The organism is Mesorhizobium jarvisii (genome assembly GCF_003601985.1).
In the GTDB taxonomy this organism is placed as follows: Bacteria; Pseudomonadota; Alphaproteobacteria; order Rhizobiales; family Rhizobiaceae; genus Mesorhizobium; species Mesorhizobium jarvisii.
Genome location: NZ_QZXA01000021.1, coordinates 36,678 through 61,998, shown reverse-complemented (window position 1 = coordinate 61,998; position 25,321 = coordinate 36,678). Strand labels below are relative to the sequence as shown.

Annotated in this window: 25 protein-coding genes and 1 riboswitch; of the genes, 16 read left to right on the top strand and 9 right to left on the bottom strand. The window is 63.2% G+C overall.

The window, feature by feature from the left end:
* Positions 1-344 precede the first annotated feature (344 nt).
* From D3242_RS32345 to D3242_RS32335, 3 genes are read left to right on the top strand one after another with little or no spacing between them, the layout of a single operon-like run.
* Entirely contained in the window at positions 345-911 is a 567-nt protein-coding gene (locus tag D3242_RS32345) for a sigma-70 family RNA polymerase sigma factor (RefSeq protein ID WP_038651547.1), read from the top strand.
* Complete coding sequence (locus D3242_RS32340; RefSeq protein ID WP_081296162.1) at positions 908-1,576, top strand: anti-sigma factor; 669 nt, start codon at positions 908-910, stop codon at positions 1,574-1,576. Before D3242_RS32345 ends, D3242_RS32340 begins: the two co-directional genes overlap by 4 nt.
* A complete protein-coding gene (locus D3242_RS32335) occupies positions 1,566-3,011 on the top strand; it encodes a S8 family serine peptidase (RefSeq protein WP_064985117.1) in 1,446 nt (481 codons plus the stop codon). Before D3242_RS32340 ends, D3242_RS32335 begins: the two co-directional genes overlap by 11 nt.
* On the opposite strand, the gene D3242_RS32330 is transcribed toward D3242_RS32335, so the two are convergent.
* Together D3242_RS32330 and D3242_RS32325 are read right to left on the bottom strand one after the other, a co-directional pair.
* Positions 2,983-3,732, bottom strand: coding sequence for a hypothetical protein (locus D3242_RS32330; RefSeq protein ID WP_147377519.1), 750 nt, complete (start codon positions 3,730-3,732; stop codon positions 2,983-2,985). The genes D3242_RS32335 and D3242_RS32330 overlap by 29 nt on opposite strands.
* Positions 3,733-3,810: 78 nt before the next feature.
* Positions 3,811-4,845: a substrate-binding domain-containing protein gene (locus D3242_RS32325; RefSeq protein WP_394811822.1), complete on the bottom strand. Its 1,035-nt coding sequence runs from the start codon at positions 4,843-4,845 to the stop codon at positions 3,811-3,813.
* Positions 4,846-5,194: 349 nt separating this feature from the next.
* Here D3242_RS32325 and D3242_RS32320 point away from each other — a divergent pair, with 349 nt between their 5' ends.
* From D3242_RS32320 to D3242_RS32300, 5 genes are all read left to right on the top strand, one after another.
* Positions 5,195-6,550, top strand: coding sequence for an ABC transporter substrate-binding protein (locus tag D3242_RS32320; protein WP_019862703.1), 1,356 nt, complete (start codon positions 5,195-5,197; stop codon positions 6,548-6,550).
* 177 nt (positions 6,551-6,727) lie between these two features.
* A complete protein-coding gene (locus D3242_RS32315) occupies positions 6,728-7,741 on the top strand; it encodes a carbohydrate ABC transporter permease (protein WP_019862701.1) in 1,014 nt (337 codons plus the stop codon).
* A 1-nt stretch (position 7,742) separates the two neighbouring features.
* Entirely contained in the window at positions 7,743-8,897 is a 1,155-nt protein-coding gene (locus tag D3242_RS32310; protein ID WP_019862700.1) for a carbohydrate ABC transporter permease, read from the top strand.
* Between the two features lie 4 nt (positions 8,898-8,901).
* Positions 8,902-10,566, top strand: a complete 1,665-nt coding sequence (gene bglA, locus D3242_RS32305) for a beta-galactosidase BglA (protein WP_064985119.1) — start codon at positions 8,902-8,904, stop codon at positions 10,564-10,566.
* A gap of 31 nt (positions 10,567-10,597) precedes the next feature.
* Positions 10,598-11,710, top strand: coding sequence for an ABC transporter ATP-binding protein (locus D3242_RS32300; protein WP_019862697.1), 1,113 nt, complete (start codon positions 10,598-10,600; stop codon positions 11,708-11,710).
* An 85-nt stretch (positions 11,711-11,795) separates the two neighbouring features.
* On the opposite strand, the gene D3242_RS32295 is transcribed toward D3242_RS32300, so the two are convergent.
* The 3 genes from D3242_RS32295 to D3242_RS32285 form a co-directional block, all read right to left on the bottom strand.
* Positions 11,796-12,032 carry a DUF680 domain-containing protein gene (locus D3242_RS32295; RefSeq protein WP_019862696.1) on the bottom strand — a complete coding sequence of 79 codons (237 nt, stop codon included), beginning with the start codon at positions 12,030-12,032 and terminating at the stop codon, positions 11,796-11,798.
* 67 nt (positions 12,033-12,099) lie between these two features.
* Positions 12,100-12,303 (bottom strand): DUF680 domain-containing protein, encoded by a 204-nt coding sequence (locus D3242_RS32290; RefSeq protein WP_019862695.1) that lies wholly within the window; start codon positions 12,301-12,303, stop codon positions 12,100-12,102.
* Between the two features lie 72 nt (positions 12,304-12,375).
* Complete coding sequence (locus tag D3242_RS32285; RefSeq protein WP_019862694.1) at positions 12,376-12,573, bottom strand: DUF680 domain-containing protein; 198 nt, start codon at positions 12,571-12,573, stop codon at positions 12,376-12,378.
* A 496-nt stretch (positions 12,574-13,069) separates the two neighbouring features.
* A riboswitch (cobalamin riboswitch) is annotated at positions 13,070-13,270 on the top strand.
* Between the two features lie 114 nt (positions 13,271-13,384).
* Between D3242_RS32285 and D3242_RS32280 the strand changes: the two genes are divergently transcribed.
* Positions 13,385-14,632 carry an aromatic ring-hydroxylating oxygenase subunit alpha gene (locus D3242_RS32280; RefSeq protein ID WP_019862693.1) on the top strand — a complete coding sequence of 416 codons (1,248 nt, stop codon included), beginning with the start codon at positions 13,385-13,387 and terminating at the stop codon, positions 14,630-14,632.
* A gap of 20 nt (positions 14,633-14,652) precedes the next feature.
* Positions 14,653-15,750 (top strand): FAD-binding oxidoreductase, encoded by a 1,098-nt coding sequence (locus D3242_RS32275; protein ID WP_081296179.1) that lies wholly within the window; start codon positions 14,653-14,655, stop codon positions 15,748-15,750.
* Between the two features lie 75 nt (positions 15,751-15,825).
* Here D3242_RS32275 and D3242_RS32270 read toward each other — a convergent pair whose 3' ends face one another.
* The 4 genes from D3242_RS32270 to D3242_RS32255 form a co-directional block, all read right to left on the bottom strand.
* Complete coding sequence (locus D3242_RS32270; RefSeq protein ID WP_064985391.1) at positions 15,826-16,455, bottom strand: alpha-ketoglutarate-dependent dioxygenase AlkB family protein; 630 nt, start codon at positions 16,453-16,455, stop codon at positions 15,826-15,828.
* A gap of 227 nt (positions 16,456-16,682) precedes the next feature.
* Positions 16,683-17,147 carry a peptidoglycan-binding protein LysM gene (gene lysM / locus D3242_RS32265; RefSeq protein ID WP_019862690.1) on the bottom strand — a complete coding sequence of 155 codons (465 nt, stop codon included), beginning with the start codon at positions 17,145-17,147 and terminating at the stop codon, positions 16,683-16,685.
* Between the two features lie 89 nt (positions 17,148-17,236).
* Entirely contained in the window at positions 17,237-17,674 is a 438-nt protein-coding gene (arfB, locus tag D3242_RS32260) for an alternative ribosome rescue aminoacyl-tRNA hydrolase ArfB (RefSeq protein ID WP_038651522.1), read from the bottom strand.
* A gap of 98 nt (positions 17,675-17,772) precedes the next feature.
* Entirely contained in the window at positions 17,773-19,383 is a 1,611-nt protein-coding gene (locus D3242_RS32255; RefSeq protein WP_064985122.1) for a phosphoenolpyruvate carboxykinase, read from the bottom strand.
* Between the two features lie 343 nt (positions 19,384-19,726).
* On the opposite strand from D3242_RS32255, the gene D3242_RS32250 reads away from it, so the two are divergent.
* The 6 genes from D3242_RS32250 (at position 19,727) to ahcY (ending at position 25,305) form a co-directional block, all read left to right on the top strand.
* Positions 19,727-20,428, top strand: a complete 702-nt coding sequence (locus D3242_RS32250) for a response regulator transcription factor (protein ID WP_010912942.1) — start codon at positions 19,727-19,729, stop codon at positions 20,426-20,428.
* A 99-nt stretch (positions 20,429-20,527) separates the two neighbouring features.
* Complete coding sequence (locus tag D3242_RS32245; RefSeq protein WP_019862686.1) at positions 20,528-22,312, top strand: sensor histidine kinase; 1,785 nt, start codon at positions 20,528-20,530, stop codon at positions 22,310-22,312.
* Positions 22,313-22,402: 90 nt separating this feature from the next.
* Entirely contained in the window at positions 22,403-22,864 is a 462-nt protein-coding gene (locus D3242_RS32240) for an HPr kinase/phosphorylase (protein WP_019862685.1), read from the top strand.
* 164 nt (positions 22,865-23,028) lie between these two features.
* Entirely contained in the window at positions 23,029-23,430 is a 402-nt protein-coding gene (locus tag D3242_RS32230; protein WP_064985123.1) for a PTS sugar transporter subunit IIA, read from the top strand.
* Positions 23,427-23,723, top strand: a complete 297-nt coding sequence (locus D3242_RS32225; protein ID WP_010912938.1) for an HPr family phosphocarrier protein — start codon at positions 23,427-23,429, stop codon at positions 23,721-23,723. Before D3242_RS32230 ends, D3242_RS32225 begins: the two co-directional genes overlap by 4 nt.
* Before the next feature lie 181 nt (positions 23,724-23,904).
* Positions 23,905-25,305, top strand: a complete 1,401-nt coding sequence (gene ahcY / locus D3242_RS32220) for an adenosylhomocysteinase (protein WP_064985125.1) — start codon at positions 23,905-23,907, stop codon at positions 25,303-25,305.
* The last annotated feature ends 16 nt before the right edge of the window (positions 25,306-25,321 follow it).

Below are 25,321 nucleotides of genomic sequence, written 5' to 3'. Positions count from 1 at the left end.
GCTCATCCACGGTTGTAGCCGCAGGGGTGTCGGGCGACTTCGCCAAGCCTCGAATCGGATGGCCGTCCGGTTCGAGGCTCAGTCGCTTCCATCGCACAAAGTCTCCTCCGTGCAGATACAAGGGGTGTTCCGGGAAAAGCCAACGTCTCACTCCGCTGGAGCACCCCTCATCCGTCTCAGCGCTGCGCGCCGATCCACCTTCCCCCACAAGGGGGGAAGGAAAGGCGTCCCTACTGGCAACCGCCCCGTTCTTCAGTTAGCCTCCGCAAATTCCTTGGCGGAGGATGAACCTTTTTGGACCGACCGGCGACAGAGCATACAGGAGCCAGGCGGCTCGACCGGCCATGACGGCAGCGACGGAGACAGATCGCGCGCTTGTCGACCGGGTCGCGAAGGGCGACCGTGCCGCCGTGCGGCTCCTGTTCATGCGTCACCACGCGCGGGTCTACCGCTTCGTGGCGCGCCAGACGGGATCGGAAATGATGGCTGACGATATCGCGAACGAGGTGTTCCTTGAGCTGTGGCGCCAGGCGCCAGGCTTCGAGGGGCGTTCCGAAGTCTCGACATGGCTGCTCGGCATCGCCCGGTTCAAGGCGCTGTCGCTGCTGCGCAAGAAGAAGGAAGACTGGATCGACGACGAGGCGGCCGCCGCGGTGCCGGACAGCGCCGACACGCCGGAGGTCGTCACCATGAAAGAGGACAAGGCCGCCGCCTTGCGCCGCTTTATCGACGCCTTGCCCGAAGAACACCGCACGGTGATCGACCTTGCCTATTATCACGGACAGTCGGTAACCGAGATCGGCGAGGTGCTCGCCATCCCGGTCGCGACGGTCAAGACCCGGATGTTCTACGCCCGCAAGAAACTCGGCGAGGCCCTCAAGGCCGCCGGTTACGACAGGGGGTGGCCATGAGCGCCGCTGAAAAAATGTCGCGCCGCGACGAAATGGAAACGCTGCTGCCGTTCTACCTGAACGGCTCGCTGGAAGGTTCCGACCTCGAAGCCGTCGAGGAGTGGCTGGCGACCGATCCGGCGGCGATGGCAGCCCTTGGCGAGACCGAAGCTGAATTCTCCGGCACATCGGCGGCCAATGAAGCAATCCGCCCGCCCGCCAATGCGCTCAGCCGCTTCGCCAAGGCGCTCGACGCCGAGGCCGGACCCGCGCGCAAGCCAGCAGGTTCGTCCTGGCTGGCGCAGGCCTGGGGCCGCTTCTTGGCGGTGCCCGTCGGCGTCGCCTGGGCGGCGGCCGCGGTCCTGCTTTTGCTGATCGCGGTGCAGTCCCTCGTGCAGCCCGGCGGCAAGGGCAAGGATTTCGAAATTGCCGGCGCGCAAGACGATCTGGCGAAAATGCCGTTCGCCCTGGTCAAGTTCAACCCGGATGCGAAGATGTCGGACATTTCGGCATTCCTCGGCAGCAACGGGCTGAAGGTCATCGGTGGACCGACCGCGGACAGCGTGTTCCGGATCGGCATTCCCGCCGCCAACGCAGCCGACTATGCCAAGCAGCTCAGCCTTATTGCCGCCCAGCCATTCGCCGACACTGTGATCGAGGGAAGGAAACCGGTTGATGGCGGCTGAGGCGGCCCTTCGATTTGCGGCGATCCTGGCGGCGGCGATGACAATCGCCGCCGTGCCTGCGTCGGCACAGACCAATGCCGCCAAGGGCGACCAGACGAAAATCGACTGCCGAAACGGCAGCAACGCGGCCGGCGCCGACTGCGCCAAGGACGGCAGCGCCAGCGACAATGCCGGCGGTGCGGGTCCTGCCCAGGCGGCCGCCGTCTTTCTTCCCGCCCTGATCGTCGACCTGTTTCCCAATCCGGTCGCGCCTCCGGCACCGGTGCCGACGCCGCAGCCGGAACCGGTCACGCCGCCCGGCAACAATCAGGCCGGCCCGCCGGCCGGCGGGCCGATCGTCTCGCCGACCGATCTCGTCGCCGTCCAGCCGCCGCGCGCCGTGGCCGGCGAGTTCGTGCCCGACGAGGTGCTGGTGACGGTTGACGGCAATGCCGGCGCCGTGCAGCAGATCGCCGCCTCCTTCGGCCTCGAAGTGCGCTCGCAGCGCCAGTCACGCCTGCTCGGCACCACTTTGGTACGCTTCGGCATTCCCGACGGTCGCCCCGTCGGCGTCGTGCTGGCCCAACTTGCCGCCGACGGCCGCACGCAGCGGCGCGAGCCCAACCACATCTATTCGCTGCAGCAGGCCGCCGGCATCGTCAACTATGCCTTTGACCGCATCGCGCTCGATGCCAAACAGGCGAGCGGCCAAAACGTCCGCGTTGCCGTCATCGATACCGGCATCGACGACAGCAATCCGGCGCTGGCCGGTGTCATCGCCGCGCAGTTCGACGCCATGCCCGACGTGCCGGTCGAAAAGCGTGATCATGGCACCTCGATCGACGGGCTGATCGCCGGCGTCGGCGCCCTGGAAGGCATGGCGCCGGGCGCCAGGATCTACCACGCCCGCGCCTTCGAAGGCGGCAAGTCGACCATGGATGTCATCCTGTCGGCGCTCGACTGGGCGGCGGAACAGAATGTCAGCATCATCAATATGAGCTTCGTCGGACCGAAGAACGACCTGCTCGGCGCCGCCTGCCGCAATGCCCGCGCGCTCGGCATGGTGCTGGTCGCCGCCGCCGGCAACAACGGACCGAAAGCACCCTATGGCTACCCGGCCGCCTTCGACGGCGTCATCGCGGTGACCGCGACCGACGCCAAGGACGCTCTGATGCCGCAGGCCAATCGCGGCGCCTATGTCTTCATCTCGGCGCCCGGCGTCGAGATGGTGGCGCCAAGCGGCGCCGGCTCGGATGTCGTTACCGGCACCTCTTTCGCCGCGGCGATCCTCAGCGGCGCCATCGCCAATCTCCTCCATGCTTCGCCTGGCCGCTCGGCCGACGACATCGAGAAGGCGCTGGCAGCCACCGCCAAGGATCTCGGCCCAAAGGGGCGCGACAATGATTTTGGCTACGGGCTGCTGGACATCAAGGCGGCCGAGGCGGCGAAGGAGTGAATTTTCCTCTGAGCTTCCGGTCTATGCCGCCGGGAGCTGCCGGGTTCGGCCGATCTGCAAGCAACGCGGATGCGAGACAAAGCCCAACGACCGCCAGCCCTGATATAACAAGCCATCGCATCAATGCCGCCTGCTCGTCATGGCCGATGACGCGGTAGAGACCGTTGATCTCGACCATTTCCGTGTCGGAGAGCCGCTTCTTGGGCAGTGTTTGGTCGGTGTAGAAATATTTGGTCATCGCGTTGAATTCGAGTTCGCTGCCGATGAACATTTCGGTGGGGTTCAGGTCTGACGTGACATGACCCTCATAGAGGCGTTCCTGTGTGGTCCGGATGTCGACATTGTTGAAGTCCGGCTTGGTCGCACCCGCATGAAACCACCCTGGCGAAAACACCGTGAATGACCCGGACCGAGGCAGATGGGTAATCGGTTGGTTGACGATTTCGACCACTTTCTGTTCGGTCCGCGCGGCTTCCGCATTTGCCTTCCCGATCCCTGGCAACGTCCAGAAGATCCCAGCGCCGACCGTCAGCAAAAGGCCCGTTAAGCCAAGCAGAAACACGATATGGCCGACAGGGCGCGTCGGTCTTGCGGTGCGCCCAATCGGGGCCGCCGGGACGCGACTCTCGCGCCCGCGCCGGCCGAAAACCGCGCTGGGCTGATCGGTGTTCATCCGCCCATGTTGGAGCAGGCGGGCTAATGCGGCGTTAATCGGATCCATGTGAGGTGATCCCGGTCCGGACTAAGGGATACGCAGGGCGCAGACAGGGCGCACCCGACCCCTGATCGAGGTCAGGTTCTAGGCCGGCGCTCCCGCAACTGATCCCCTGACCACCAGATCGACCGGCCAGACTTCGCCGCGGGCGCCTTCTTCCAGCCCCGAAATCCGTGCCGCCAGCCGTTCGGCGACGCGGGCGCCGGCAAGGCGGATGGATGAGCGCGTCGTCGACAGCGGCACAGAGAAATTTTCCGGCTTCAACCAGGGGAAAACGTCGTCATGGGCGATCAGCGAGACATCGCCGGGAATGGTGAGGCCGAGGTCGCGCACCGCGCGCACGACGCCCAGCGCCATGATCAGACTCGAGCAGGCGATCGCCGTCGGCGCGTCGCCCTCCTCGAGCAGGCGCCTGGTGGCGCGATAGCCGTTCTCTTCGGTCATGACCACGGAGCAGACATGGCGTTCGCCCAGGCTCAGCCCGCTTGCCGCGAGCGCCCGGCGCACGCCACGCTCGCGATGGATGGCGAAGGTCTCGCGGTCGTCGCCATTGATCAGCGCCAGCCGCCGGTGGCCGAGCTGGATCAGCAGCCGTGCCGCTTCGTGGAAGGCACCCTCATTGTCGATGTCGAGATAGGGATAGTCGAAATCGAAACCTTCGCTGCGGCCATGGACGAGGAAGGGGATGCCGAGCGTACTGACCAGCGCCACCCGACTGTCCTGCGGCCGCGGCGAGGAGATATAGACGGCATCGACCTGTCGGTTGGCGACGATGCGCCGATAGGTCGTCTCCTGGTCGTCGGCATCGGCCGGCGACAGCACGAGGTCAAGCTCGTGCGAGCGGGCATAGTCGCCGAGGCCCGACAGGAACTCGACAAAATGCGGATCGATGTCGACGGCCGCGCCGGTCGGCAGGACATAACCGATCATGCCGGATTTGCCAGTCGCCAGCCGCCGCGCGCTCGGATTGGGGCGATAGCCATGGCGCTTGGCGGCGTCCATGACGCGCCTGCGCGTTTCCTCGTTGACCTCCGGGTAGCCGTTCAATGCCCGGCTTACCGTGGTCTGCGAAAGCGCCAGCATATGCGCGAGCTGCTTGAGGTTCACAACGGTCTCCATTCCCTCAAAGCGCTTTTAAATTGAATCGACCCAATCGCCAAAAGGGCGCGACGATATCGAGACGACCATAGTCGGGGTTGGGGCCAGTTTGAAACGAAAATTGCTGTTGCGCTGCCAAAAAAGCATGCTGCGCTGCACTTTTCGGCGACAAAATTCGCTAGATTAAATCGATTAGCTACCGAGCCTCTTGACTTTCGGATGATTCAATGGCGTGATCGGAAAAGCCAAAGCGCTTTGGAAGACTCTTCGAAAGGTTGCGGTTCCCTTGCGACTGAGTCACAGTCCTGCGGCGTCGGCGGGCGGAATGGAGGTTCCGTCCGGTGTGTGTGACCCACTGGGAGGAATACCGATGAAGAAAATGCTTTTGCTGGGTGTTGCGTTTGCCACGTTCGCCCTGAATGCGCCTGCGCATGCCGAACTGAAGTTCAAGCCGGGCGAGGACAAGCGCTTCAACTGGGCAAACTTTGAAGACCTCAAGAAAGTCGATCTCAAGGGCGAGACCCTGACCATCTTCGGGCCGTGGCGCGGCGAGGATGAGACGCTTGTCCGTTCGGTGCTCGACTATTTCTCCGAGGCGACCGGGGCGGAGGTGAAATACTCCTCGTCCGAAAACTACGAGCAGCAGATCGTCATCGACACCCAGGCCGGCAGCCCGCCGAACATCGCCGTCCTGCCGCAGCCGGGCCTTATCCAGGATCTTGCTTCCAAAGGTGTGCTGACCCCGCTGGGCGACGACGTCGCCGCCTGGATCAAGGAGAACTACGCCGCCGGCGACTCCTGGGCCAAACTCGGCACCTATACCGGCAAGGACGGCAAGTCGGCTTTCTATGCCTTTCCCTACAAGATCGACGTGAAGGGGCTGGTCTGGTACTCGCCCGACAATTTCCAGGAAGCCGGCTACAAGGTGCCGAAGACCCAGGAGGAACTGGCCGAGCTCGAAAAGAAGATCATCGCCGATGGCGGCAAGCCTTGGTGCATCGGGCTTGGTTCCGGCGGCGCGACCGGATGGCCGGCGACCGACTGGGTCGAGGACATCATGCTCAGGACGCAGCCGCCGGAAGTCTATGACAAGTGGGTCAAGAACGAGATCCCGTTCACCGATCCGGCGGTGGTCAACGCCATCGACATCTTCGGCAAGATCGCCACCGACGACAAGATGGTCGATGGCGGCGCCAAGGCGGTGGCCGCGACCGACTTCCGCGACAGCCCGAAGGGCCTCTTTACCGTGCCGCCGAAGTGCTACATGCACCATCAGGCATCGTTCATCCCCTCCTTCTTCCCGGAGGGCGTGAAGCTCGGCCAGGACGCGGACTTCTTCCCCTACCCGCCCTACGCCTCCAAGCCGGAACTCGGCACACCCCTGGAGGTCGCCGGAACGCTGGTGATGATCACCAAGGATTCCAAGGCATCGCGCGAGTTCATCAAGTTCCTCGAAATGCCGCTCGCACATGAATTGTGGATGGCGCAGAAGAGCTTCGTCACCCCCTTCAAGGGCGCCAACAAGGATGCCTATGGCAGCGATGCGCTGAAGAAGCAGGGCGAGATCCTGGTCGGAGCGACGACTGTCCGCTTCGACGGCTCCGACCTGATGCCCGGCAAGGTCGGCGCGGGCTCGTTCTGGACGGGCATGATCGATCTGGTCGGCGGCAAATCTGCCCAGGACGTGGCCGCCGACATCCAGAAGAGCTGGGACGCAATCAAGTAGGTCGCTACAGGCAAGCTAAAACCTTACTGATCCTCCTGCAGGATCCGGGCCACGGCCCGGGTCCGACCGGCGGCATACGCCGGAAGCCTTCGCGTTTCGATTGTTCCGAATGACTCACAAAGTCGGTGCATCCGACCGCCAGCTTGCCTGGCTGGTCATGCGCAGGGAGAGGGACCCATGGCGGCTCAGATCTTCTCGGCCATTTTCGTCATCATCATCGGCGTCGGCGGCTGTGTCGCCTACTTCTGGGGCGCCAACAAACTGCTGGACCTGACCTTCCCCTCGCGTGGGGTCACCGGCACGGCTGCCGTCAACAATCTACGCCGGCAGGGCCTTGTGCGGCCATGGCTGTTTGTCGGCCCGGCGCTGATCATTCTCACCATCTACCTGATCTACCCGGTGATCGCGACACTGTGGCTTTCCTTCCTCGACCGCGGCGGCACCAGTTTCGTGGGGCTGGCCAACTATGAGTGGGCGCTTCGCGATCCCGACCTCCGACACTCGATCCTGAACAACCTGCTGTGGCTGGCGGTGGTGCCGGCGGCCTGCACCTTCCTCGGCCTGATCATTGCCGTGCTCACCGACAAGATCTGGTGGGGCACGATCGCCAAGAGCCTGATCTTCCTGCCGCTGGCCATCTCCTTTGTCGGCGCCAGCGTGATCTGGAAGTTCATTTACGAGTATCGCGGCGAGGGCCAGGTGCAGATCGGCCTGCTCAACGCCATCATCCAGCATTTCGGCGGCCAGCCGCAGGTGTGGATATCGCTGCCGTTCTGGAACAATTTCTTCCTGATGATCATCCTGATCTGGATCCAGACCGGCTTCGCCATGGTCATCCTGTCCTCGGCGCTGCGCGGCATTCCGGAAGAAACGCTGGAAGCCGCCGTCATCGACGGCGCCAATCCGTTCCAGATCTTCTGGAAGATCATGGTGCCGCAGATCTGGGGCACCATCGCCGTCGTGTGGACCACCATCACCATCCTCGTGCTCAAAGTGTTCGACATCGTGCTGACCATGACCAACGGCCAGTGGAACAGCCAGGTGCTGGCCAATCTGATGTTCGACTGGATGTTCCGCGGCGGCGGCGATTTCGGCCGTGGCGCGACGATTGCCATCATCATCATGATCGCGGTCATCCCGATCATGGTCTGGAACATCCGCCAGGCGAACAAAGAGACGGGAGGACACTGAGATGGCCGTCGCGACTGGAAAATCCTTCGTCAGCCGTTTCGGCGTCCACATAGCGGTGCTGGTCTTCGTTGCCATCTGGACCATTCCCACACTCGGCATCCTGGTCTCGTCGCTGCGCGACAAGGACCAGATCGTCGCCTCGGGCTGGTGGAATTCGTTCGCCAGTTCCAGCCAGACCGAGGCCGGGCGGCTGCCGCCCGCCACGGCGCAGACCCAAAAGGACGGCAAGTTCGTCCTCGAGGGCAACATCTTCGGCGATGGCGCCAAGCGCAACATCAGTGCCTTCGGTGTCAAGGCCGCGGCACCGACGCAATATCCGGCCGGCTCATCGGCCGACCTGGGTGACGGCGTAACCCTGCAGGTCAACGCCGACGGTAGCTTCGTCATGACCTCGCCCAAGGCGTTCGAAGGCGACCGCGGCCAGCGCCTCTACTATGCCTCGTCGGCGCCGCCGAAATTCACCACCGACAACTATCAGACCGTGCTGTTCTCGGAAGGCATCGGCCGCTCGTTCATGAATTCGCTGACCGTCACCATACCGGCGACCGTCATCCCGATCCTGATCGCCGCCTTTGCCGCCTATGCGCTGGCCTGGATGCGGTTTCCCGGTCGAGCGCTGCTGATCGCGGTCATCATCGGCCTGCTGGTGGTGCCGCTGCAGATGTCGCTGATCCCGCTGCTCAAGCTCTATAACGGCGTCGGTACTTTCTTCGGCGTGCCGTCGAAGACCTATCTCGGCATATGGCTGGCGCATACCGGCTTCGGCCTGCCTTTCGCCATCTACCTGCTGAGGAGCTATATCGCCGGCCTGCCGCGCGAGATCATGGAATCGGCCCGCATCGACGGCGCCAGCGATTTCGAGATCTTCGTCAAGATCGTGCTGCCGCTGTCCTTCCCGGTGCTGGCCTCCTTCGCCATCTTCCAATTCCTGTGGGTATGGAACGATCTCCTGGTGGCGATGGTTTTCCTTGGTACGGCACCCGACCAGATCGTGTTGACGGCCAAGCTCAACGCGCTGCTCGGCTCTCGCGGCGGCAACTGGGAGATTCTGACGACATCGGCCTTCATCACCATCATCGTGCCGCTGATCGTCTTCTTCTCGCTGCAGCGCTATTTCGTCCGCGGGCTGCTCGCCGGCTCGGTGAAAGGAGGCTGAAACCATGCAATCCGCTTTGAAAGCCAGTTCGAACCCTGACCTCGCCGTCGATCGCGACTGGTGGCGAGGCGCGGTGATCTACCAGATCTATCCGCGCAGCTACCAGGATTCGAACGGCGACGGCATCGGCGACCTCAAGGGCATCATCGGACGGCTGCCCTACATCGCCGCGCTCGGCGCGGACGCCATCTGGATCTCGCCCTTCTTCAAATCGCCGATGAAGGATTTCGGCTACGACGTCTCGGACTATTGCGACGTCGACCCGATGTTCGGCACGCTGGCCGATTTCGACGCACTGACGGCGGAGGCGCACCGGCTGGGTCTCAAGGTGATGATCGACGAAGTGCTGTCGCACACGGCCGACATCCACCCCTGGTTCAAGGAAAGCCGGTCGAGCCGCAGCAATCCCAAGGCCGACTGGTATGTCTGGGCGGACGCCAGGCCCGACGGCACGCCGCCCAACAACTGGCTGTCGATCTTCGGCGGGTCGGCCTGGCAGTGGGACACCAGCCGCCAGCAATATTACCTGCACAATTTCCTGGCCGAGCAGCCCGACCTCAACTTCCACAACCGCGAAGTCCAGGATGCGCTGCTCGACGTCACCCGCTTCTGGCTGGAACGCGGCGTCGACGGCTTCCGCCTCGACACGATCAATTTCTACTTCCACAGCCAGGGCCTGGAAAACAATCCGCCGCTGCCGCCGGAAGAACGCAACGACCAGACCGCGCCGGCGGTCAATCCCTACAATTACCAGGACCATCTCTACGACAAGAGCCGTCCGGAAAACCTCGGCTTCCTGGAACGCTTCCGCGCCCTGCTCGACGAATATCCGGCGACGGCGGCCGTCGGCGAGGTCGGCGATTCGCAGCGCGGGCTTGAAGTCGTGGCCGCCTATACGGCCGGCGGCAAGCGCGTGCACATGTGCTATTCCTTCGACTTCCTGGCGCCGGAAAAGATCAGCGCCGCCAAGGTGCGTTCGGTGCTGGAGGCTTTCGGCAAGGTCGCCAGCGACGGCTGGTCGTGCTGGGCGTTTTCCAACCATGACGTGATGCGCCCGGCCTCGCGCTGGGCCGCCGGCGAAGCCGACCCTGTCGCCTATCTCAAGGTCATCTCGGCCTTGCTGATGTCGCTGCGCGGCTCGGTCTGCATCTACCAGGGCGAAGAACTCGGGCTGGGCGAGGCCGAACTGCGCTTCGAGGATCTGCAGGACCCCTATGGCATCCGCTTCTGGCCGGAATTCAAGGGCCGCGACGGCTGCCGCACGCCCATGGTGTGGGATGGCGGCGCCAAGAATGGCGGCTTCTCCCTGGCCAAGCCCTGGCTGCCGGTGCCGGCCAAGCATCTGGCGCAGGCGGTCAATGTCCAGCAAGGCGACCAGGCTTCGCTGCTCGAGCACTACCGGCGCTTCCTGACCTTCCGCCGCGCCCATCCGGCGCTGGCCAAGGGCGACATCACCTTCATCGAAAGCGAGGGCGACACCGTCGCCTTCACGCGCCGCGCCGGCAATGAGCAGGTTGTCTGCGTCTTTAACCTCGGCGCCAAGCCGGCCAAGGTTGACCTTGGCGGCCGATCACTGCAACCTTTGCCGGGACATGGGTTTTCCGGGCAGGCGAGCACCGGTTCGGTCGAGCTTGGCGGCTACGCCGCCTGGTTCGGACGCATAGACTGAAATCTTTGAGGAAATCACTGGGAGGACACCAATGGCCGATGTCAATTTGAGACAAGTGAAGAAGTCCTACGGCAATCTCAACATTCTCCACGGCATCGACCTCGATATCAAATCGGGCGAGTTCATCGTCTTCGTCGGTCCGTCGGGCTGCGGCAAGTCGACCTTGCTGCGCTCGATCGCCGGGCTCGAGGAAATCACGTCGGGCGAACTCAAGATCGATGGCGACGTGGTCAACGACGTGCCGCCGTCCAAGCGCGGCATCGCCATGGTGTTCCAGTCCTACGCGCTCTATCCGCATATGACAGTCTACGACAACATGGCGTTCTCGATGAAGATCGGCAAGGAGAACAAGGCCGAGATCGACCGCCGCGTGCGGCAGGCGGCGGAAATCCTGCAATTGACCAAATATCTCGACCGGCTGCCCAAGGCGATGTCGGGCGGCCAGCGCCAGCGTGTCGCCATCGGCCGCGCCATCGTGCGCAATCCGAAAGTGTTCCTGTTCGACGAGCCGCTGTCGAACCTTGACGCGGCGCTACGCGTCGCCACGCGCATCGAGATCGCCAAGCTCAAGGAATCGATGCCCAACACGACGATGATCTACGTCACCCACGACCAGGTCGAAGCGATGACGCTGGCCGACCGCATCGTGGTGCTGAAGGACGGCCATGTCGAACAGGTCGGCACGCCGATGGACCTTTACAAGAAACCCGGCAATCTGTTCGTCGCGCAGTTCATCGGCTCGCCGGCCATGAACATCCTGCCGGCAACCATCGACAAGACCGGCAACCCGACCGTCGTCAACCATGTCGGCGGCCGCAAGGCGACGGTGCCGATCACGACGCCGGCCTCGGCAAAGGGCGCGGCGGTCAGTTTCGGCGTGCGGCCGGAAGACCTGATGATTGCCAGCGGCGCGGACTATCTGTTCGAGGGAACGGTCGACTATGTCGAGCAGCTCGGCGAGGTCCAGCTGGTCTATGTCGATATCGGCCGCGCCGACCTGCCGCTGGTGACCAAGCTGCCCGGCAATGTCGAGGTCAAGCGCGGTTCGACATTGCGGCTGAGCGCCAATGCCGAGGACCTGCATATCTTCGATGCGGACGGACATTCCTTCGCGCTGCAAAAGCCGGAAGCAAAAGCGGCTTGAGGCCGCCGGTCCTGCTGGGTCAAGGCAACAAAAAAGAGCGGCGGGCCAGGCCCGCCGCTCTTTTTTTGGAGATCAGCTTCGGCTGTTAACGGCCGAAGAGGTTCCGGTCGCTGCCCTGAGGAGCGGACTTCTGCACGTCGCCCGACGAATTGAGCAGCTTGTAGACGGGCGAGCCGCTCTCGCGGATCGAAGCCGTACGCGAGTTGTCGACCGAAGTTGCGGCGGGCTGGTTGGCGCCATTGGAGCCATAGTTGTCGCTGCCCGCGAAAGCGCTGCCGGAGATGGCCAGAACGGCGGCGGCAGCAAGGATGAGCTTGTTCATGTTAGTCTCCTGAATTTCTGGATTTCACGGGAATGGCCGGCATCGCCGCCATTTCCGTGAACCGGCATTACTTGCCGAAGAGGTTGCGGTCAGCGCCCTGCTGAGCAGGCACCTGGGTGGCCGGAGCCGACTTGTCGACCGAAGCCGTGTAGGAATGGTCGACCGCAGCGGCCGGCTGGTTGGCACCGTTGGAACCGTAGTTATCGCTGCCAGCGAAGGCACTGCCGGAAATGGCCAGGACGGCGGCGGCAGCAAGGATGAGCTTGTTCATGTTAGTCTCCTGAGTTTCTCAAGATCGGCCAGAGCGGCGGGCGGAAAGCCCGCCATTAGCCGGGACCCGTTGTTAGTTATTACCGAAGAGGTTGTGATCTGCGCCCTGGGCAGGCGTCTGAGCAGCCGGTTCCGACTTCTTGGTCGAAGCGGTGTACGAGCTGTCGACAGTCGTGGCTGCGGCGGCATTCGAACCGTAGTGGTCGCTACCAGCGAAGGCGCTGCCGGAAATGGCCAGAAGGGCGGCGGCAGTGAGAACAATCTTTTTCATTTTTAGTACTCCAGTATTTTTTCCGTCCGTCTAGCGGCGTGTCTTGGGATTGAAATCGCGTCGTTCGGACAGCCCCGATGTGGGAAAGCCAGATCGCCGTTTCCAATCACGAAGTTGTTCCGTGTGGACCAAGAATCCACCACTTGAAATTGTGCCAGAGGTTTCCTCGCCATAAATTTTTCTTCTTGATATCAATCACTTAATAAAAGCCAGCCGCAAGATCACAGACTGTATCGGAGGTCCAGTGTTCACACCGTCCTGCACGCACCGTCAACAGAAACGAACCGTTCGGTTCGATTTTAGAATCCGCTAATAGTCACTTTTCGAAACCGTTAACCTTTTTTGCCCCTGTTCCGGGTCGATTTTGACAGCCAGGTACAGCTATCGGCGAAGACGATTTTCGTGACCGCTGTCCCCGCCCAGATCGTTGCGCATGCGTGTCGCGCCGCATGGATGCGATGTCGCTTTCATGCCGACGTCGCAAACGCCGTCGTGATTAGATCATGTCATCTCAGGTGCCGCTTCGTGACGACGGGGCGGAGAATTGGGAAGCCGGTCAAAATCCGGCGCTGCCCCCGCAACGGTGGTGGAGTTCAAGTCGCAACGGGAGACCACTGGGCGAAAGCCTGGGAAGGTGTCGCGACCGTCCGCAAGGACACTCCAGAGCCCGGAAACCAGCCCGAGATTTTTGAACTCGACTGATCGCGGTGGGCGGTCAAGAGGCGGATGGCGCGCGCCCGGCTTTCGCCGGCCTGCGTCTCATCCTTCCTCAATCACCACCAGTTCAGTCCTTGAAGTATGAGGACAGGACATGGATGCGCGCAACGATATGTTGAGGCTCTTGAACAGCCGCAGAGAGGGCTTCTCGCTCGAGCAGCCCTTCTATACCGATCCCGATTTCTTCAAGCTCGACATGGAGCTGATCTGGTATCGCGACTGGCTGTTCGTCGGCCATGATTGCGAACTGCCCAAGCCCGGCAGCTTCATCACCGTGCAGATCGGCGACTATCCGGTCGTGCTGGTGCGCGATCAGCAGGGCAAGATCAACGCTTTCCACAATTCCTGCCGCCACCGCGGTAGCCGCGTCTGCAACACTGACAAGGGCATGGCCGCCAAGCTGGTCTGCCCCTATCACCAATGGACCTATGAGCTGGACGGAAGGCTGCTGTTTGCCCGCCAGATGGCCGACGGTTTCGACAAGAGCCAGTTCGGCCTGAAGCCGGTCGCCTGCGAAAGCGTGGCCGGCTATATCTTCATCTGCCTGGCCAAGGAACCCGCCGACTTCTCGCCGATGCGGGCGATGATCGAACCCTATCTCAAGCCGCACCGGCTCAGCGAAGCCAAGATCGCCTTCGAGAGCACGATCGTCGAGAAGGGCAACTGGAAGCTCGTCTGGGAAAACAACCGCGAGTGCTACCACTGCGCCGGCAATCACCCGGAGCTGTGCAAAACCTTCCCGGAAGCCCCGACGGTGACCGGCGTGCAAGGCGCCGACAGCGATCCGGAGATGCTGGCACACTGGGCCAAATGCGAAGCGGCCGGCCTGCCGAGCAAGTTCCGCATAGATCCGGCCGGGCAATACCGCGCCACCCGCGCGCCGCTGCTGCGCGATGCGGTCAGCTACACGATGACCGGCAAGCGGGCGGTGAAGAAGAACCTGTCCGACAGCGTCTCCGCCGACCGCATCGGTTCCTTGCTGCTCTATCACTATCCGACGACGTGGAACCACATTCTGGGCGACCACGCCGTCACCTTCCGCGTGCTGCCGATCAGCGCCACGGAAACCGCGGTGACGACCAAATGGCTGGTTCACAAGGATGCGGTCGAGGGTGTCGACTACGATCTTGCCGAACTCACCCATGTCTGGACCGAGACCAACGACCAGGATCGCCGCATCGTCGAGGAAAACGCCTTCGGCATCCAGTCGCCGGCCTATGAACCCGGCCCCTATTCGGAGCTGCATGAGGGCGGCGTGATCCAGTTTGTCGACTGGTACGCCCGCTTCATCGGTCCGCGCCTTGCCGACGATGGCCGGCCGGCGCTGCGCAGTGTCGCCTGAGGGGTTTGGGGATGAACGCGATGACGGATCTTGGCCTCTATCGCCATCTCGACCAGATGGCGCCCTGGAACGACAGGCTGCAGGTGCTGGAAGTGATCGGCGTCAGCGACGAGGCGCCTGACGTCAAGACCTTCACCTTCCGCTCCGACAACCAGACCTGGTTCCGCTACAAGCCGGGCCAGTTCGTGACGCTGGAACTGCCGACGCCGGACGGACCGCTGATGCGCACCTATACGCTGTCGTCGTCGCCGTCGCGGCCGTTCTCGATCGCGGTGACGGTGAAGGCGCAGGCCGGCAGCATCGGCACACGCTGGATGTTCGATCACCTGGTGCCCGGTTCGCACGTCAAGGCCTATGGGCCGAGCGGCGATTTTTCGCTGCACAGCCATCCGGCGGCCAAATATCTGTTCATCTCGGCCGGCTCCGGCGTGACGCCGATGATGTCGATGCTGCGCTGGCTGAACGATTGCGCGCCATGGACCGATGTCGGCTTCGTCAACTGCGCGCGTCGCCCGGAAGAGATCATCTTCCGCAAGGAGCTCGAACTGCTCGGCGGCCATATGCCGGGCCTGTCGCTCGGCTTCATGATCGAGGAGCGGTCGAGCCGCGAGGGCTGGTACGGCCATATGGGCCGCATCGACGCGATCCGGCTGCCGCTGCTGGCGCCCGATTTCCGCGAACGCGAGATCTTCTGCTGCGGTCCGGATCCTTTCATGCGCGCCGTGCGCGGGATGCTGGAGGCCGCCGGCTTCGACATGACGAAATACCACCAGGAGAGCTTTGCCGCCCCCGCGGTGGAGGAAGTCCCGGCGCCGTTCGCGTCGCCCGGGCAAGACGGCATTGCCGTTCCCGTCGAGGCCACACCGATCCGCTTCGCGCTTTCGGATGTCGATGCCGAGTGCGTCGCCGGCCAGACCGTGCTGCAGACGGCGCGCTCCTCGGGCGTGCGGATCCCCGCGGCCTGCGAATTCGGCCTGTGCGGAACCTGCAAGGTGAAGAAAGTCTCCGGCGCCGTCGAGATGAGCCACAACGGGGGCATCCTCGATCACGAGATCGATGACGGCTTCATCCTCGCCTGCTGCTCGAAGCCGCTTTCGGCTCTCGAAATCGAGGCGTGACAGCCTTGCCAGGCAGTTGCGGCTGTTGTTTCCAGGACCCTTGCGGCCTTGATAGGGACGTGCCTCGGGAGCGGCTTATAAGGCGTTCTCGTGCGGCTTCGTTACCCGCCGCAGCGTCAGATTGATCCTGCCGCCGTTCTTGAGCAGCGCCGAGGTCGAGGGATAGATGCGGTCGACGCCGTGGAAGGCGAGACGGCCCTCGCCGCCAAGCACGACGACGTCGCCACTCTTCAGCCTGAACGATTTGGTGGCGCCGTCGCGCGTCGTCTGGCCGACCCGGAACAGGCAATCGTCGCCCAGCGAGACGGAGACGACTGGCGCCGAGAAATCGGCCTCGTCGCGGTCCTGGTGCGGGCCCATCTTCGCATCGGCCGTGTAGAAATTGATAAGACAGGCCTCCGGCGGATTCGGATAGCCCGACACCTGCCGCCACAGCTCGAGCAGGCCCTCCGGGATCGGCGGCCATGGCTCTCCTGTCAGCGGATGCGTCGGCTGGTAGCGATAGCCGCGCTCCTTGTCGGTGACCCAGCCGAGCGGGCCGCAATTGGTCATGCGCACGCTCATCTCCTTGCCGGTGCGCGGCATGGCAGGGACGAACAGCGGCGCCTGCCGGATGATGCCTCTCACCTCTTCGACCAGCGCCTCCTGAACAGCGCGGGAGAGATAGGCCGGCATGTGGCGGACGCCGTTGGGCAGAACGAGCATGGAATAGCGCACCTTGAGATGGTTCGAGCCCGCAAGATGCCACCATCAACGGAAAACAGCGACCCGAAAGCCGTCGCCGATTGCACTGCTGCGGCTATTGCTATCTGGGTCAGGGCCGCAACATCACGGCCTCGCTGAAGCGCAACTGGCAAAAATCGAAAACGCCGCGCGTCCTTTCGGATGCGCGGCGCTTGATTAAGCCGTTTCGAGACTGCCTGGCAGCCGAATCAGGGGATGCGCAGCACCTGGCCCGGATAGATTTTGTCCGGGTGGGTCAGCATCGGCCTGTTGGCCTCGAAGATGGCGGTGTTCTTGGCTCCCTGGCCCTTGCCGTAGCTTTTCTCGGCGATCTTCCAGAGGTTATCGCCCTTCTGGACAGTGTAGAAGGTCGGTTCCTTGGCCGGGGCAGCTGCCTTGCCGGCGTCCGGCGCGACCTGCAATTCGTCGGCCTGCACCTTGGAGACGCCCAGCGTGTTGCCGACGGCGATGACCGCCTTTTCAAAGATCGACTGGTCCTTGACCACGCCCTTCAGCACCGCCGTGTCGCCCTGCACGACGACCTGCACGCCATCGGTGCCGAGCTTGTGTGAATCGAGCTCCTTCTTGAGCGTGTCGGCCGTGGGTGCGGCTTCCTCGTCGCCGCCGATGCCCAGTTTCTTGCCGACGCTCTTGACGAAATCGAACATGCCCATCTCTGGTCTCCCTTGCTGTGGCAATGGCGAAACCTCGCATCTGCGGTGCGAAATGGAAAGCCGTTTTATGCACGCGGCTGGTGTGGTGCTTAGTCGTTTTCCACCCGGCCGCGCAGCTTCTTGATCGTGCCGCGTCCAGCCTTGCTCTTCAGCCGCCGCTCCACCGCGCCTTTCGAGGGGCGCGTCTTCTTGCGGGGTGGCGGCGGCGGTTCGGCGGCCTTGGCGACAAGCGCCGTGAGCCTCGCTCTGGCATCCGCCCGGTTCTGCTCCTGGGTGCGGAAGCGCCCGGCCTCGATGACGATGACGCCGTCCTTGGTGGCGCGCTGGCCGGCAAGCTTGATCGTGCGGGCACGCACGCGTTCCGACAGGCCGGCCGCGCTGGCCGCGTCGAAGCGCAGTTGCACGGCGGTTGCCACCTTGTTGACGTTCTGGCCACCCGGCCCCGACGAGCGGATGAAATCCTCGTGCAGGTCACCGGGATGGATCACGGCTTCGTCTGATATGATGATGTTGTCATCGATCGGCATGCCGCAGTCATGGCTCGGCGGCGGACAAAAGAAAAGGCCCGATCGAAACCGGGCCTTCGATGGTACTGCGCGGCTACGATGCCAAGCGATTCGGGCTATTACTCCGCCGCTTCCTGCATGCGAGGCGCCGCCCCCATCACGGTTGCATCGACATGCGGCTCGAATTTCTCGAAGTTGACGGCGAACATGCCGACCAGTCTTGCCGCCTGGCGGTCATAGGCAGGCTTGTCGACCCAGGTCGAGCGCGGATCGAGAATGGCGCCGTCGACGCCAGGCACCGCTACCGGCACCTCGAAGCCGAAATTGGCGTCAGTGCGGAATTCGGCTGTCTTCAGCGAGCCGTCGAGCGCGGCGGTCAGCAGAGCGCGCGTCGCCTTGATCGGCATGCGCTTGCCGGTGCCGTAGGCGCCACCGGTCCAGCCGGTGTTGACCAGCCAGCAATCGGCGCCGTGGCTGGCAATGAGCTCGCGCAGCAGATTGCCATATTCCGAGGGGTGGCGCGGCATGAACGGGGCGCCGAAGCAGGTCGAAAACGTCGCTTCGGGTTCGGTGACGCCCTTTTCGGTTCCGGCCACCTTGGCCGTATAGCCGGAGAGGAAATGGTACATCGCCTGCGCCGGGGTCAGCCGCGCGATCGGCGGCATCACGCCGAAAGCGTCGGCGGTCAGCATGATGATGTTTTTGGGATGACTGGCGCGCCCGGTCTTCGATGCATTGGGGATGAAGTCGAGCGGGTAGGCGCAACGGGTGTTTTCGGTAAGGCGACCATCGTTGAAGTCCGGCACGCCGTCGGCGTCGAGCACGACATTTTCCAGCACCGTGCCGAAGCGCTGCGTGGTGGCGAAGATCTCCGGCTCGGCTTCGGCCGACAGCTTGATCGTCTTGGCGTAGCAGCCACCTTCGAAATTGAAGATACCGTGCGGACCCCAGCCATGCTCGTCGTCGCCGATCAGCGTGCGCGACGGATCGGCCGACAGTGTCGTCTTGCCGGTGCCGGAAAGCCCGAAGAAGACGGCCGCGTCGCCCGCCGGCCCCTCATTGGCCGAGCAGTGCATCGGCATCACGCCCTTCTGCGGCAGCAGATAGTTGAGCATGGTGAACACCGACTTCTTCATCTCGCCGGCATAGGAGGTGCCACCGATCAGCACGATCTTGCGGGTGAGGTCGACGGCGATCATCGTTTCCGTGCGGCTGCCGTGGCGGGCGGGGTCGGCGCGGAAGGACGGCAGGTCGATGATCGTCATCTCGGGCACGAATTGTTCGAGCTCGGCCTTGTCCGGACGGATGAGAAGATTGCGGATGAACAGCGAGTGCCAGGCAAACTCGGTGACTACGCGCGTCGGCAGTTTCAGCTCGGCATCGGCGCCGCCGACGAGGTCCTGAACATAGAGATCCTTGTCCGCTGCGTGGGCAAGGAAATCGGCGAACAGCGTTTCGAACTGGGCCGGCGAGATCGCCTTGTTGTTGTCCCACCAGACATGCGCCTCGGTGGCGGCGTCGCGGACGACGAACTTGTCCTTGGGCGAACGGCCCGTGTGCTGGCCGGTCTTGGCGACCAGCGCGCCATGCGCGGTCAGCCGGGCCTCGCCGCGCCGGATCGCCTCCTCATAAAGGGCGGCCGCGCCAAAATTATAGCGCACCATACCGGTGGTTTTCAGGCCGATACGATCGATCGGGCAAGCAGGATTGCGTTTGCCGACTTCCGACATTGGTGTCCCTTCTACGATTTGCCGCATCTTTGCCGGCACATTTCCGGCACGCCCGTTGTGCAGGCTGAGATGGTCAAAACCAGAAAAGCCAAATGATATCAAATCATTAATCGATTTAAAAATTTTGAAAGTTGTTTAAATCGTTTATATATGCGAAAAGTTTCACGGTTGCCCAAAGGATTGGCGATGTACGTTCGTCCAATCCATGTCGAGGTAGGATTGTGGCCTGCGGCACCCCGCGCGTGACAGCGGACAAGGCCTATGCCACATTTTGTACCTAATTTGTCCTGCAAAAGCCCCTTCTCTACGAAAGAAGGGACAGCTCATGAGGGAGCCGCTTGAAATGGCAACAATCGCGCTTGTCGATGACGACCGCAACATTCTGACGTCGGTGTCGATCGCCCTCGAATCCGAGGGATATCGCGTCGAGACCTACACGGATGGTGCGTCCGCGCTGGAAGGCCTGGCGGCGCGTCCGCCGAATCTTGCCATCCTCGACATCAAGATGCCGCGCATGGACGGCATGGAGCTCTTGCGCCGGATGCGCCAGAAGTCCGACCTGCCGGTGATCTTCCTGACTTCCAAGGACGACGAGATCGATGAATTGTTCGGCCTCAAGATGGGCGCCGACGATTTCATCCGCAAACCGTTCTCGCAGCGCCTGCTGGTCGAGCGGGTGCGCGCCGTGCTGCGCCGTGCCAGCGCCCGCGAAGCTGCGGCAAAGGCGCCCAGCCAGCAGGCCCGCTCGCTCGAGCGCGGCCAGCTCGTCATGGACCAGGAGCGCCACACCTGCACCTGGAAGGGCGAACCGGTGACGCTCACCGTCACCGAATTTCTGATCCTGCATTCGCTGGCGCAGCGTCCCGGTGTGGTAAAAAGCCGTGATGCGCTGATGGATTCGGCCTATGATGAGCAGGTCTATGTCGATGACCGCACGATCGACAGCCACATCAAGCGGCTGCGCAAGAAGTTCAAGGCTGTCGACGACGACTTCGAAATGATCGAAACCCTTTACGGCGTGGGATATCGGTTCCGAGAAGCGTGAATAGGGAATAGGCAGTAGGGGTTAGGCAGTAGGGAATCTCAGCCATTTCTCTATTCCCTACCGCCTACTGCCTACTCACTAAACAGGGCCTGCTATTCGATGGCAGTGGAAGCACAGCGAACAAGACCGACGGGCGCCGCCAGGCGGCCGTCGCGCATCATGCCGTCCTTCGTCTCGAAGATCACGGTGCCGATGCGCCGCTTCCTCGGCCACCACATCTTTTCCAGCCTGACGCGGCGCATCCTGTTCCTCAACCTTGCCGGCCTGGCTGTCCTGGTCACCGGCATCCTCTACCTCAACACCTTCCGCGACGGGCTGATCGATGCCCGCGTCGAAAGCCTGATGACGCAGGGCGAGATCATCGCCGGCGCGATCGCGGCATCGGCGACGGTCGAGACCGATTCGATCAGCATCGACCCGGAGAAGCTGCTTGAGCTGCAGGCCGGCGAAAGCCTGGGGCCAGGCTCCGACCAGCTCGACAATCTCGATTTCCCAATCAATCCCGAGCGTGTCGCGCCGGTGCTGCGGCGGCTGATTTCGCCGACCCGCACACGGGCCCGCATCTATGACCGCGACGCCAATCTACTGCTCGATTCGCGCCATCTCTATTCGCGCGGCCAGATCCTGCGCTACGATCTGCCGCCGGTCGAGGAGGAACAGCCCGACCTTGTCGAGCGCGTCCAGAAGTTCATCTTCGACTTCTTCCGCAACACCGACCTGCCGGTCTATCGCGAGCAGCCCGGCGGCAATGGCGCCGCCTTCCCGGAAGTGGTCAAGGCGCTGACCGGCAGCCCCTCGACCATCGTGCGCGTCTCCGAGCAGGGCGAGCAGATCGTGTCGGTGGCGGTGCCGATCCAGCGCTTCCGTGCCGTTCTCGGCGTGCTGATGCTGTCGACCGAAGGCGGCGACATCGACAAGATCGTCGCCGCCGAGCGCAAGGCGATCCTGCGCGTCTTCGGCATCGCGGCACTGGTCACCGCCATCCTGTCGATGCTTCTGGCCTCGACCATCGCCAATCCGCTGCGCCGGCTGTCGGCGGCGGCGGTCAGGGTCCGGCGCGGCGTCAAGAGCCGTGAGGAAATCCCCGACTTTTCCGACCGGCAGGACGAGATCGGCAATCTATCGGTCGCGGTGCGCGACATGACCAACGCGCTCTATGCGCGCATCGAGGCGATCGAAAGCTTCGCCGCCGACGTGTCGCATGAATTGAAGAACCCGCTGACCTCGCTGCGCAGCGCCGTGGAAACCCTGCCGCTGGCCAAGAACGACAATTCGCGCAGCCGGCTGATGGACATCATCCAGCATGACGTGCGCCGGCTGGACCGGCTGATCACCGATATTTCCGACGCTTCCCGTCTCGACGCCGAGCTGGCGCGTGAGGATGCCGGGACGGTGGACCTGAAGAAATTCATCACCGACCTCGTCGCCGTGTCGCGCGAGACCACGCGCAACAAGAAGGCGGTCGAGATCGAGCTCAAGGTCGCCAAGCTGCCGCAGGGCGTCAAAGGCTATTTCGTCGCCGGCCACGATCTGCGCATCGGCCAGGTCGTCACCAACCTGATCGAGAATGCGCGCTCCTTCGTTCCCGAGGACCATGGCCACATCAGCCTGTCACTGGCGCGCGCCGGCAAATTCAACATCCTGACCGTCGACGACAACGGTCCCGGCATCCGCGCCGACAATATCGACCGCATCTTCGAACGCTTCTACACCGACCGGCCGGCCGGCGAAGCGTTCGGCCAGAATTCGGGCCTTGGCCTGTCGATTTCGAGGCAGATCGTCGAAGCCCATGGCGGCACGCTGACCGCCGAGAACATCCCCGGCACCAAGCCCGGCGAGATCAAGGGCGCGCGCTTCGTCGTGACGTTGCCGGCCGAAGCATGATCCCGAAAAGTGGGAACCGGTTTTCTCGGACGAACGGTTCCGTTCGTCCAGAGATCATGCTTCACGCAAAAGGCATGATCGGGCAGCATCGTGCCTGATCCAGTTGCGCAGCCAGAAAACATTCACGGAACCGCGATCCTGATCGGCGAGCGCGGCGTCCTTATCACCGGGGCGTCCGGCGCCGGCAAGACGACGCTGGCGCTGACACTCCTGGACCATTGCCGCGCGCGCGGGCTGTTCTCGCGGCTGATCGGCGACGACAGGCTGCTCGCCGCGGCCCGCGCCGGGCGGCTGGTCTGTCGCGTGCCGGCGCCTATCGCCGGTCTCGCCGAAGTGCCTGGATTCATGCCGCGCCGGCTGCCGTTCGAGCCGGGCGGGGTGATCGACCTGCATGTGAGGCTGGTGCCAAAGGCAGAGATGGCCCGTTTCCAGGAGGAAATCAGCGGGCCGGTCGCAGGCTGCCCGGTGCCGCGTATCGACCTTGCCGAGCGTAACGCCGCCACGGCCCTGCCGGCCGTGATCGCGCGGCTGTCGATCGCGCCTTTTCTATGATCTGCTCCCGATTTTTTGCTGCAATGCGTCAAAATGGCATGGGCCGGCGCAATTTTGGGCTTGTCAACGGGCCGCGCGTCGACAAGATAGCGCTCCCGCCGCCTGGAATGGCTGGCGAGCATAAAATGCGCCTGTGAAGCGGCGATGACGGGAGCCACCAAAGAATGATCGGACTCGTGCTTGTAACGCACGGTCAACTGGCCACCGAGTTCCGACATGCCGTCGAACATGTCGTCGGGCCACAAGACAATTTCGAAACCGTGGCGATCGGTGCCGACGACGATATGGAACAGCGTCGCCGCGACATCGTCGACGCCGTCGCCCGTGTCGATACCGGGGCGGGCGTCATCGTGCTGACCGACATGTTCGGCGGCACGCCGTCGAATCTCGCCATTTCGGTGATGGAGTCCGGCCGCACCGAGGTGATCGCCGGCATGAATCTGCCGATGCTGATCAAGCTATCCTCGATCCGCAAGGGCGACAATATGGCCGCCGCGCTCGACGAGTCGCAGGCCGCCGGGCGCAAATACATCAATGTCGCCAGCCAGCTTCTGAGCAGCAAATGAACGCGCTATCCCCGGAGAAAGACCACATCGTCCGGGAGTTTCCGATCGTCAACCAGCGCGGCCTGCATGCACGCGCCTCGGCGAAATTCGTCCAGCTCGCCAGCGGCTTCGACGCCGCGGTCCATGTCGAGAAGGATGGCGTCAAGGTGGGCGGCACGTCGATCATGGGCCTGATGATGCTGGCCGCCAGCCCGGGCTACTCGATCCGCGTCACCGCCAGCGGGCCAGAGGCGCTCGAGGTCATGGACGCGCTAGAGCAGCTTGTCGCCTCTCGCTTCGGCGAGGAATGCTGATCCCGGGCGCTCCCCTAGCATGTTCGAGAGACATGCAGGGATAAAGATTTCTTTATATCCCATTGTCGTCTTGAGCCTGATCTGCTAGTCAGGCCGGCAATTCGCGTCCTTCGACGCGCCGACCGGCGCGGGCGCATCCGCAACCAATTCGCAGCATAACAATTCGCATCGGAGTACTGCCATGACGGGTAGCAAGGATTATGTGGTCGCCGACATCTCGCTTGCCGGCTGGGGCCGCAAGGAACTCGATATCGCCGAAACCGAAATGCCGGGCCTGATGGCCTGCCGCGAGGAATTCGGCGCCAAGAAGCCGCTGAAGGGCGCGCGCATCACCGGCTCGCTGCACATGACCATCCAGACCGCGGTGCTGATCGAGACGCTGAAGGCGCTCGGCGCCGACATCCGCTGGGCCTCCTGCAACATCTTCTCGACCCAGGACCATGCCGCCGCGGCCATCGCCGAGGCCGGCATCCCGGTCTTCGCCGTCAAGGGCGAGAGCCTCGAACAGTATTGGGACTACACCGACCGGATCTTCCAGTGGACCGACGGCGGCCTCTCCAACATGATCCTCGACGATGGCGGCGACGCCACCATGTACATCCTGATCGGCGCCCGCGCCGAAGCCGGCGAGGACGTGCTGTCCAACCCGCAGAGCGAGGAAGAGGAATATTTCTACGCCCAGGTCAAGAAGCGCCTGAAGGCTTCGCCCGGCTTCTTCACCAAGCAGAAGGCTGCGATCCGCGGCGTCACTGAAGAGACGACCACCGGCGTCAACCGGCTCTACCAGCTGCAGAAGAAGGGCCTGCTGCCCTTCCCCGCCATCAACGTCAACGATTCCGTCACCAAGTCGAAGTTCGACAACAAGTATGGCTGCAAGGAATCGCTGGTCGACGGCATCCGCCGCGGCACCGACACGATGATGGCCGGCAAGGTCGCGGTCGTCTGCGGCTATGGCGACGTCGGCAAGGGCTCGTCGGCTTCGCTCAAGGGCGCCGGCGCCCGCGTCAAGGTCACCGAGGTCGATCCGATCTGCGCCCTGCAGGCGGCGATGGACGGCTTTGAAGTGGTGACGCTGGAAGACGCGGCGCCGACCGCCGACATCGTCATCACCACCACCGGCAACAAGGATGTCGTCACCCTCGACCATATGCGGTCGATGAAGGACATGGTGATCGTCGGCAATATCGGTCACTTCGACAACGAGATCCAGGTCGCCTCGCTGCGCAATCTGAAATGGACCAACGTCAAGCCGCAGGTCGACATGATCACCTTCCCGGACGGCAAGCGGATGATCCTCTTGTCGGAAGGCCGCCTGCTCAATCTCGGCAACGCCACCGGCCATCCGAGCTTCGTCATGTCGGCGTCCTTCACCAACCAGGTGCTGGCCCAGATCGAGCTGTTCACCAAGGGCGAGCAGTACCAGAACCAGGTCTATGTCCTGCCCAAGCATCTCGACGAGAAGGTCGCACGCCTGCACCTCGACAAGCTCGGCGCACGGCTGACCGAACTGTCGGGTGAACAGGCCGCTTATATCGGCGTCACGCCGCAGGGTCCGTTCAAGCCGGAACACTACCGCTATTAACCAAAGCTAAATTTAC